Genomic DNA, 7,276 nt, shown 5'->3' with positions numbered 1-7,276 from the left:
CTTTCAGCATGGCGTTGCGGCGTTCGTCCGACGCGCTAGCGACCGAGATGTTGACCTCTCTCCCAAGCCCGTACTTCACGGCATTCTCCAGCAAATGGCGTATCACGCTGGCGAGGGAGGCGGAGTCACCCATCACACAGACAGGCTCTCTCGCGGACTCCAGCGTCACCCGGCTATCGTCCGTGAACCCTGCCTCAACAACGTCTCGCACGAGCCTTGCGAGATCCACCCGATGAAACGTCATCTCGGATGCTCCTAGTGTTTCCAGGCGCGTCAGTTGAAGATGATTCGAAACGAACTGGCTGATGCGCTGGGCTTGCGAACGAATCGTGCGATAGATGCCAAGGCGTTTTTCCGGGGGGATCAGATCGGCGGCGAGGAGGTCGGCATATCCGACGACGTTTGCGATGGGTATCTTGATTTCAGCTTCTGCGGTAGCAATGAAATGCGATTTGGCCCGTTCCTCGCGCCGCATTGCGCTTACGTCCCAGACAGCCACCACACAGCCAGCGCCGTCGCTGGTATGCACAACACGAATGGCGTAGCTGGATGAATCCGCTATATCGAACTCGATAACGCCGCTAAATTCGTGCGAGACTGCGGCACAGTCGATCTTCGCAAGTAGTTCGGACGGGGTGACTGAGTCCCGCGTGGGACGTCGGCCTCGATACAGAAGGTCAACGAACCGTTGTGGCGTGGCGCCGCGCAAGTCCCCGGGCGAAACGTCCAGGGCGTCGCACAGCCCGCCGTTGGCGTCTTCCACGTGGCGATCCTTATCGAAAATGGCAACGCCGTCCGGCAACGCAAAGAACAGCGCATGCAGGTGCTGGTTCCTTTCTCGTAGCCGGCGGCTGACCACTGCCTCGCGATCCGCTAGCTTCGCCATCCTCTTGATTGACTTGGCCTGGCGCATCTGGACGAGGATGATCAGCGCGGATACGAAGCTTGCGATGCAAGCGACGAGGAGCAGCCTGCTGCGGTACGTTGATAGTGCTTCATGGAGGTCGTAGCCGATCACGACCGCCAGGTTTCCTCTCGACAGCCGATGTACGCCATAAATGCGCTCGACGTCGTCCAGTGGGCTCTTCTCCACCACTTCGGCGTGGGCCGCGGCAGCTACGGCTCGCCGGGCCGCAGAGCTCGCCGGCAGCGGTTGCCCAGGGTCGGAAGCCGCCCCGCTCCAACGCACCCGGTAGATGAGATCATTGGTACCCAGCAGACCGATTGCACCCCGGCTGCCCAAATAGATGCTTTTGTAGATGCTCGTCAGGGAGAGTGGGTCAAGCGACACCACTACGACCCCCATGAAACGGCCGGTCGGCCCAACGATTCCCTTGGAAAGCAGAACTACCCAGCGACCTGAACTGCGCCCCCGCAGCGGCTTGCTGACAAACAATGTCGGCCTGGGATTGTCGGCGTGTATGCGCAAATGCTCGCTATCGCCTAGGTCAAGCRCTTCGAATGTCGGATTGGTCGATGCCCTGAGGACGCCACTTTCGTCCAGAATCGCGGTTTGAAGGAAGGGTTCGACACCGAGATGACCGTTGCGGGTCCATTCGGCAAGCGGCAAATCCAGCCCCCGTTCGATGACGGCGCCGCCTAGCAGGGAGGTCAGTTGGTCCGCCTCCATCAATGTGCGCTCGACGTGCTGGCCGAGGGTATRGGCAAGCCGGTCGGCATCAGCCTGGATCCTGCGTAATTCGCTGCCTCTGTCCCATCCGGCCCAGAGCGCGAACCCCAGCCAGACCGACAATACGAGCATGAATGCCGAAATGCCCGGGGTGATGGTGCGCGCCGTGCCTTCGGCCGCTAGCGGCCTATATATCTCCAGACCCATGAATCCTAGCCACCCCAAAAAGATGAAATGAACGCGCTAGGAAACGGCGAGCGCCGTCCCCCGCCTCCGAACCCGGTGTGCGGTTTTCCCGCGACGGGCTCTCGAGTCAGTTGTTAGATCGCGGCGTCCTCGAGCCGCTCCATCGCGCGGCCCACGTGACGCTGGCGCCCGGCCGCAGTGGATTCAAGGTGGACGGCCGCTGCTGCTGCCGGCAGGCTGCGCATGTCGCTCATGACCGGTCCTCCCGCGTGGCGGGACCGGGGCGGTCGATCTGGCTAGCGGGGATTGCGGGCCGGCACGGGAAAGCGTGTCGCGGCGCGGGGCAAACGCCCGCTGCCGCTGTTTCCTGTGTCGTGCCGGTCATGCCGCCAGCATCGTTTGTTCTCATTCCTGACTCCGTTCTGCGCGCCGGACCCGGTGGGCGAATCCGCTGGTTCATGCAACATCGAGCAGGAGCTTAGTGAGAATATGGTATTAGTTATAATATTATTTTTTGATCGCATTCATCACTTCTAATGATGTCGAGCAGGGCGGTGCTTAGTGGGCACATACGGCCTCACCGCGCGCCACAGATAAGGGTTTTCCCCAGTTATCGGCCAGGCTTTCCGAGGCCTGCCGCAGCAAAAAAAATGATACGCTAAGTCACGTTACACAGATTCATTGATACCTAATCGACCCACTTAGCAGACGAGGAAATTGTGCTGGTCACCAGCGCCGAGCATGGCCCGGAACTGCCGGCGGCGGTGGAACTCACCAAGCTGCCCGGGCTGGAACTGGTGCTGCCCACCAAACGCCATGGCTTGCGCGGCGTGCTGGACGCCGCGACGCAGATCGAAGACCTCACGCTGCAGCCAAAATTCGAGATCGGCATCCTCGGCACCATCATGCAGTTCGTCGAGGCCACGCGTTTTGCCACGGTGCTGCCACGCATCGTGGTGCAGCGCGCGGTGGATGAGGGCCGGCGAATCTGGGCGCTTCCTGGCAAGCCACCTCAGGACGAAGACTGACATTCACAATCGCAGGAAGTAACTTCACGGTAGCGTGGTCGAAATAACCAGCGAACCATTTCGTGGCCCAAGAGCCTACGCATGAAAATCCAGTAGAGTAAGGAGTCTGATCGCAAGCTCGCCTCGTACGGTGGGACCCAGCGGCACGCCGCTTGCGACCACGTTTAAGGCCGTCACCCCCGCACCTATCCCTGCTGCCATGACCAAGCCCTCACGGTCCTCGACTGTCAAGCATTCTGTTGATCACCCTGAGTCGCCCACGCTCGCGCCACGCGGCTTCGTCCAGGTTCGCGGCGCACGGGAGCACAACCTGAAGAATGTCGACGTCGACATTCCCCGCGATGCGTTGGTGGTGTTTACCGGCGTGTCCGGTTCCGGCAAGTCGTCGCTCGCATTCGGCACGCTGTACGCGGAAGCGCAGCGGCGTTACTTCGAGTCGGTCGCGCCCTACGCGCGGCGGCTGATCGAGCAGGTCGGTGCGCCCGACGTCGATGCGATCGAAGGCCTGCCGCCGGCGGTCGCCTTGCAGCAGCAGCGTGGCACGCCGAGCGCGCGTTCGTCAGTGGGCAGCGTGACGACGCTGTCGAGCCTCGTCCGGATGATGTACTCGCGAACCGGCAGCTACCCGCCGAAGCAGCCAATGCTGTATGCGGAGGACTTCTCGCCGAATACGGTACAGGGCGCCTGCCCGACCTGCCATGGGCTCGGCCGCGTATATAGCGTGACCGAACGCTCGCTGGTGCCCGACGACTCGCTCACGATTCGCGAGCGCGCGATCGCGGCATGGCCGCCCGCTTGGCACGGTCAGAATCTGCGCGACATACTCGTCACGCTCGGTTACGACGTCGACACGCCGTGGCGCGATCTGCCGAAGAAAGACCGCGACTGGATTCTGTTCACCGACGAACAGCCAACGGTGCCGGTCTATGCCGGCTTCACGCCGAAGGAGACGCGCGCCGCCCTCAGGCGCAAGGCACAGCCCAGCTACCAGGGCACGTTCACCGGCGCGCGCCGGTACGTGTTACATACCTTCGCAAATACGCAGAGCGCGTTGATGAAGAAACGCGTGTCGCAGTTCATGATCGGCGGCGAATGTCCGTCGTGTCACGGTAAGCGTCTGAAGGCGGAAGCACTCTCGGTGACATTCGCCGGTATGGATATCGGCGAGCTGTCACAACTCCCCATCGCTCGGCTCGCTGCGTTGCTCGAACCCGTCTCGCGCGGCCAGTGGCCGTCTTCCAGCACATCTCCCGACGGCGCGATTCTCGACAGGAACAGCCGGCGCAAGGCGACCGCCAGACGTGTCGCGGCCGGCGGACAGGCTCACCAGGGGGCGCCTGACGTGCGCCGTACGCCTAACCTGTCCGACGAGAAGCGTGTGGCAGCGCAGCGGCTCGCGATCGAACTGCTCGAACGTCTGAAAACCTTGATCGACCTCGGTCTCGGCTATCTTGCGCTGGACCGTGCGACGCCAACGCTGTCCTCCGGAGAACTGCAACGGCTGCGGCTCGCGACGCAGTTGTCGTCACAACTATTCGGCGTTGTTTACGTGCTCGACGAGCCGTCTGCCGGACTGCATCCTGCGGACGGCGATGCGTTGCTCGAAGCGTTGCAGCGCCTGAAGGCTGCGGGCAATTCCCTGTTCGTGGTCGAGCACGACATTGGCGTGATGCGGCGCGCCGACTGGCTCGTCGACGTGGGCCCGGATGCCGGCGAGGCGGGCGGACGTGTGATCTACAGCGGACCACCCGCCGGCCTTGCAGATGTCGAAAACTCGCGCACACGCCGCTACCTGTTTGCGCAAGGCGAGTTAGAGGCGCAGGCGAGCGAGGCTGCGACCCGTCCGCGCCGCGAGTCCCGCGGCTGGCTGCGGCTCGAAGACGTGACGCGCAACAATCTGCACAATCTTGCTGCGGATTTTCCACTGGGTTGCCTGACCACGGTAACGGGCATCTCGGGCTCCGGCAAGTCCAGCCTCGTGAGCCAGGCGCTGACGGAGCTTGTGGCGGAACATCTCGGGCGCGCAGCCGATCTTGCCGAAGACGACGAAGTCGACCCGCTCTTTGCCACCCCGCCCGTCACGACCGACGGGCGGATCACAGCCGGCATGGACAAGATCAAACGTCTCGTGCGCGTCGACCAGAAGCCGATTGGCCGTACGCCGCGCTCGAATCTCGCGACCTATTGCGGGTTGTTCGACGCTGTGCGCAAGCTGTTCGCCGCGACTCCCGCTGCACGCAAGCATCGCTACAGCGCCGGCCGGTTCTCGTTCAACGTCGCGCAGGGGCGATGTCCGACGTGCGAGGGCGAAGGCTTCGTGATGGTCGAGCTGCTGTTTTTGCCCAGCGTCTACGCGCCCTGCTCGACCTGTCAGGGCAGCCGCTACAACCCGCAGACGCTCGAGATTCGCTGGCGCGAGCGCAATATTGCCGAGGTGCTGGCGATGACCGTGGACACGGCATGCGACTTCTTCGTCGACGAGGCGCAGGTGATGCGCTCACTGACTGTGCTCCGTGATATCGGCCTCGGCTATCTACGGCTTGGTCAGCCGGCCACCGAGCTCTCCGGAGGCGAAGCGCAACGCATCAAACTTGCGACCGAGTTGCAGCGTGCGCAACGCGGGGATACGCTCTACATCCTCGACGAGCCGACGACCGGTCTGCATCCAGCCGACACCGATCGCCTGATGGTGCATCTGCATGGGCTCATCGATGCCGGCAATACTGTGGTGCTGGTCGAGCACGACATGCGTGTCGCGGCGCAAAGCGACTGGATCCTCGACATCGGCCCGGGTGCGGGAGAAAGCGGCGGGAGGATCGTTGTGAGTGGCGTGCCGGAGACGGTGGCGCTCGCCGTGGACAGTCGTACCGCGAGCTATCTGCGGGCCGTGATATTTCGTTGATTTCGTTGATCTGGTGGGTCGGCGGGGCACGCCGAAAACCCTTTGATAGGACCGCGTTCGGCCACGAGCCGTCATTGGCTCACATCAACTATTCGACATCCGGGAGGCAGTTCGACTCCTGAAAGCGGTCGCCCAAGGGCGAACTTGGACGATTGCTCATTTTTGATGCGGAGAAGCTACTGCCCTTGACGCAGCGCATTAGCACCATCGCCGCGATCGGCGCCGCCCTCACCTTTTCCGCCTCGCCCGCGTCAGCGCTCGGCGTCCTCGCCTACGGCGACGAGCCGGTGGGTGATCCCGGCRGCGTCGTGCAGGATCTGATTTCGACTGAGTTCGAGCGCTTTTTTAGTGCTGCCGGGACGGTCCTGGTGATTCACTACGATACGGTACAGCTGGGAATGGACCGCGTGTGGCACGCCACCGTCGGCATCAGCGCGGCACCCGAGGCCGGAGCCACCGCACGGCTTCCCGCTTGGCGTTTCAACGCGACCCGCTTGATCCGGAACCATGGGAATGTTGACGTGGCTGGCAGACGTGAGTGCCTCACCAGCGCGATACACGAGGCCGCACGAAACATGATGCAGGTGCCAATCCCCGAGTTGGCAACGCGCAGCAAGGCCTCGCTTGTCGGGGCGCGCAACGCCAAGCGCGCCGGACGGGACATTTGACGGCTCCCGGCTGCCCGGCCTTGACTTCGAGCCTGCCCCTGTAGATTGGATGTATATCCCATCACCCCCGTGCTTCCGATGCAGGCCCACCCCACGCAACTCAGCCTCTTCGATGAAATCGCTCGCGCAACCGTCGCGCGGTCGCCGGCTCGCCCATTGGTGCTGATGGCCTGCTCGGCCACGAAGCTCAACCGCCCTGCCCCGCCATGGATCTGTATCGCGGCGTCATGTATGAAACGTTTCGCGCGCATGTGCGAGCTGATGCGCAGCCCCAGGTCATCATCCTATCCGCGCAGCATGGCTTTATCCGCCCACCGCTCCTCGGCCGCGCGTATCACCCGACGGTAGTGCATGCCACCGGCGAGGAAGACCGGGCCGACCCGGTCGGGCCACGCCGCACCGGCCATCGCCGTCGACAGGCCCGAGAGCATGATCTCCGCGCGATCCGCGGTCATACGGGCATCGTAGGGGGCAATCTCCGCATCCGGCTGGCGCATAAGGTTGGTGCTGGCAGTGCGCCGACGATCATGGAAACCAGCGGTGGCACCGGGATGCAGCGCTCCCACCTCGGCCAGTATCTGGCCTAACCAATGATGCCAACCAGACACGGCGGCATGTTGGCAAAAGAAGCGGCGACCCGGTCGCCCTTGAGTTGCTTCCTCAACACGGTCTTACCATGCTCGTTAACACCATGCACCTGAAATACAGTTTTCGCCAAGTCGATACCAACGGTCGCGATCTTCATGTCGAACGCTCCTCCTTCTTACAGTAGGTTACGCAACCCAGTTTTCGCCAAGTCGATACCAACGGTCGCGATCTTCATGTCGAACGCTCCTCCTTCTTACAGTAGGTTACGCAACCC

At 62.8% G+C, this 7,276-nt stretch carries 4 protein-coding genes and 2 pseudogenes; 4 read left to right on the top strand and 2 right to left on the bottom strand.

Annotated features, from left to right (window positions below; translation table 11 throughout):
- Positions 1-1,837, bottom strand: a 1,837-nt coding sequence (locus tag AC1DN0_RS39640) for an ATP-binding protein (RefSeq protein ID WP_477146534.1), incomplete at its 3' end; no start/stop codon positions are given.
- Between the two features lie 680 nt (positions 1,838-2,517).
- Here AC1DN0_RS39640 and AC1DN0_RS39635 point away from each other — a divergent pair.
- From AC1DN0_RS39635 to AC1DN0_RS39620, 4 genes and pseudogenes are all read left to right on the top strand, one after another.
- A pseudogene (locus tag AC1DN0_RS39635) lies at positions 2,518-2,844 on the top strand (LysR substrate-binding domain-containing protein); the annotation flags it as partial.
- Positions 2,845-3,043: 199 nt separating this feature from the next.
- Complete coding sequence (locus AC1DN0_RS39630) at positions 3,044-5,746, top strand: excinuclease ABC subunit UvrA (protein ID WP_441631345.1); 2,703 nt, start codon at positions 3,044-3,046, stop codon at positions 5,744-5,746.
- A gap of 185 nt (positions 5,747-5,931) precedes the next feature.
- Positions 5,932-6,414 (top strand): hypothetical protein, encoded by a 483-nt coding sequence (locus tag AC1DN0_RS39625; RefSeq protein ID WP_477146533.1) that lies wholly within the window; start codon positions 5,932-5,934, stop codon positions 6,412-6,414.
- 206 nt (positions 6,415-6,620) lie between these two features.
- Complete coding sequence (locus AC1DN0_RS39620) at positions 6,621-7,001, top strand: hypothetical protein (protein WP_441631341.1); 381 nt, start codon at positions 6,621-6,623, stop codon at positions 6,999-7,001.
- Between the two features lie 5 nt (positions 7,002-7,006).
- On the opposite strand, the pseudogene AC1DN0_RS39615 reads toward AC1DN0_RS39620, so the two are convergent.
- A pseudogene (locus AC1DN0_RS39615) lies at positions 7,007-7,159 on the bottom strand (IS110 family transposase); the annotation flags it as partial.
- Positions 7,160-7,276: the final 117 nt, after the last annotated feature.

The organism is Cupriavidus sp. 05N39 (assembly GCF_056397325.1).
This window is presented reverse-complemented; position numbering and strand designations above follow the sequence as displayed.